Below are 2621 nucleotides of genomic sequence, written 5' to 3' on the forward strand. Positions count from 1 at the left end.
AGCACCAAAGCTAAAACAGCCCAATGATAGGAACCGCGTGCCTATTAATAAAACAATCCCTGCCGAAATCAAGCGAGGAGACAGATGAAAAAGCGATTTATTATAACAGGAATGATTACCCTTTTGGGGATGATAAATTTAACTCTAACGTCTAACTTTAGTTGGGGTTCTGGGACACAAAGTTCAACTGTTAAAAGTCCTTTTTCAAAAGCAGAATATCTGGAAATTATTAAGTTGTTAGAACAACAAATTAAAACAAACGAAAACCAGATCGAAAACGCGAAAAAAATTCATCAGTCTATAACAGGAAATAGGATACAAAAACCAACAATAGGAGAAAACAAGAATTCTTTCATACAAGATTTGTTTTCTATCTACCCAAACACACAGACAAACTACCAAAACATAACTACTGGGGAATTTAAAAAAAGATTTAATGAGATTATTCTCGAAGAGAAAAGGTACGGCTTCCAGAATTTGCCGTATGACCAAATGCGCGAAACAATTAATACGCGTCTTAAATATAGTGGAATTGTCGAAAAAGCTGTAAGTTTTCAAACTTTCCAAGACGCAGAGAACCGCTTTAAACAAATGAACGATTTCTTAGATAAGATAAATAAAACAAAAGATCTCAAAGAAGTTTTCGAACTGCAAACACGCATCAAGACCATGTCAGCCATGATCCAAAATGAATATACAAAGCTACAAATGGTCAGAAATTTAAGCGATGACGAAGAGACTCTTATCGAAATACAAAAACGTAAATTGTACAGAAAAATTGTAGCCTCTAACTACAAAAATATGCCTATAATAAGATCTAACCAATAAAGCTTTTTACAGCATTTGCTTTTTTTCATGAAAACAAAAACCAATGTAGAAGGTTCAGTACTCTCTGAACAATTAAGAGAAGCACAAAGATTTTATCAAAGCCAAGATATCGTGCTGAAAACACTTAGGTAATGTATAAATGAAAATGAGGCGTTTAGCATATATCTATGTTCCAAGGTGATAAAAAGTTGAAAATTCGTTAAAGAGGAATTCCATGGACTTTACAGTGTTCACGCAACTTTTCAATAAAATTGATCAGATAACAAAAACATATGTCACGGATATTTCCTCAAAAGCAATTGTTACAATTACACCCTTTGTATCAATCGGTATCACAATCGCTTTCATCATCTACGGATGGCTCATCATCCGGGGCGCTATCGATATGCCTCTCTCCGGATTCGTAAACCGTTTCCTACGGATAAGTATTATTACTTCAATAGCTCTTACCACAGGACTTTATCAACCAAGATATCCAATCCTAAAGTAAAAAATATTTGCACTGAAATTGAGCTATTTTCATAAATTAAAATGGAATAAAAAAGTAAAATAATTACACACAACGTACTTTACTTTAGTGTCAAAATTATAATAATGACAATAAACATCAGAATGTGTATAACAGTAAAAAGAGTCATATCAAAATGAAGTCGATCATACTTATAATTTTGATTGCAAACCTTTTATCGGCTTGTGCATTAGCACCAAAGCTAAAACAGCCCAATGATAGGAACCGCGTGCCTATTAATAAAACAATCCCTGCCGAAATCAAGCGAGGAGACAGATGAAAAAGCGATTTATTATAACAGGAATGATTACCCTTTTGGAAATGATAAATTTGGCACATGCAAACGATATTGATGATATATCTACTCGCATATGGGAAAGTTTTTTAAGCGCACAGATTCCTTCGGAATCACATACTAAACAGAGTTCACCTGCTTCACCGCCACAATCTGCTCTACCAGCAGAATATCTGGAGCTTATTAATCTATTAAAAAAAGGGGAAATTATTGAGCTCTTAAAAAAACAGCTTGAGTTGAAAAAAGAACAACTTTCGCAAACAGAAAAAACCTATCAGGCTATAACAAATAGTCAAAAAATTGGACCTAAAACTATAGATTTTTCTAGTTTTTTTCTCAAAGAACCAGAATCGTTCTATAAGAGTGATAAGCTTTCAAGAGAATCATATCAAGAGGTATTAGAGGACGAAAACAAAATTTCTGAGCCTTTTGATCGAATGGGCACGTTGCTTTTTGAGCGTTTAGAATTTTTCTCAATACTAGATAAAGCTATAACTTTAAAAAGTTTTGAAAACGTAGAAAATCGTTTTCAATACCTCAAAAATCTATTTAATGAACTTCAAACAAAAGAAAACCTGAAAGATATTGCAGATCTTCAAGCACATATCGATGGTTCGTTAGCCATGATCCAAAATGAATCTATAAAGGTACAAATGGTAGCACATTTACGTAAGGCTGAGAAATCACTTATCAAAAGGAAAAGACGCGAACTTGATATGAAAATTTTTGATCATGAAAAAAAAGGGATGCCTATCATACGATGAAAACAAAAGCCGATGTAGAAGGTTCAGTACTCTCTGAACAATTAAGAGAGGCACAAAGATTTTATCAAAGCCAAGATATCGTGCTGAAAACACTTAGGTAATGTATAAATGAAAATGAGGCGTTTAGCATATATCTATGTTCCAAGGTGATAAAAAGTTGAAAATTCGTTAAAGAGGAATTCCATGGACTTTACAGTGTTCACGCAACTTTTCAATAAAATTGATC

General features: G+C 33.4%; 3 protein-coding genes and 2 pseudogenes. All 5 read left to right on the top strand.

The annotated features are described in order from the left end of the window. Positions 1 to 88, top strand: a pseudogene (locus tag ACFIL3_RS09540) (TrwH protein); the annotation flags it as partial. Then, positions 85 to 828, top strand: coding sequence for a type IV secretion system protein (locus ACFIL3_RS09545; protein ID WP_375682163.1), 744 nt, complete (start codon positions 85 to 87; stop codon positions 826 to 828). The pseudogene ACFIL3_RS09540 and the gene ACFIL3_RS09545, both read left to right, overlap by 4 nt. 214 nt (positions 829 to 1042) lie before the next feature. Then, a pseudogene (locus ACFIL3_RS09550) lies at positions 1043 to 1294 on the top strand (type IV secretion system protein); the annotation flags it as partial. 178 nt (positions 1295 to 1472) lie between these two features. Next, complete coding sequence (locus ACFIL3_RS09555) at positions 1473 to 1616, top strand: TrwH protein (RefSeq protein ID WP_273790050.1); 144 nt, start codon at positions 1473 to 1475, stop codon at positions 1614 to 1616. Further along, complete coding sequence (locus tag ACFIL3_RS09560) at positions 1613 to 2395, top strand: type IV secretion system protein (RefSeq protein WP_375682164.1); 783 nt, start codon at positions 1613 to 1615, stop codon at positions 2393 to 2395. Before ACFIL3_RS09555 ends, ACFIL3_RS09560 begins: the two co-directional genes overlap by 4 nt. The last annotated feature ends 226 nt before the right edge of the window (positions 2396 to 2621 follow it).

It is taken from the genome of Bartonella sp. CE47NXGY (assembly GCF_042195415.1).
GTDB lineage: Bacteria > Pseudomonadota > Alphaproteobacteria > Rhizobiales > Rhizobiaceae > Bartonella.